The sequence below is a fragment of the Burkholderia sp. SIMBA_062 genome (assembly GCF_046534765.1).
GTDB classification, from domain to species: Bacteria; Pseudomonadota; Gammaproteobacteria; order Burkholderiales; family Burkholderiaceae; genus Burkholderia; species Burkholderia ambifaria.
On sequence record NZ_JAWRYD010000217.1, the window covers coordinates 1 to 278 of the forward strand.

The 278-nt window shown below is 36.3% G+C and carries 1 protein-coding gene; it reads left to right on the forward strand.

Translation table 11 applies throughout. The features are described 5' to 3' along the window. The coding region (locus tag SB786_RS36105) for a CocE/NonD family hydrolase (RefSeq protein WP_410731560.1) at positions 1–278 on the forward strand (278 nt) is incomplete at both ends.

A 278-nucleotide genomic window follows, 5' to 3' on the forward strand; every position in this document is an offset into this window, starting at 1 on the left:
ATACTGTAGTCTATGCTTATAGTAGAGGTGTTTATTTGAGTCATGATCAAGTTTCTCCATTTGAATTTGAAATAGAAGATGTAAACGAAGTAATAGATTGGATTATCAAGCAACCATGGAATAATGGTAAGGTAGGCATGATTGGAGGAAGTTATGACGGTTTCAGCCAATGGGCTGCTGTTAAAAATCTTCATCCTGCTTTGAAGACCATCATTCCTACTGCATCGGTAGGTTTTGGAGTTGACTTTCCTATATTTAACAATTGCTTTAGCCCTTAT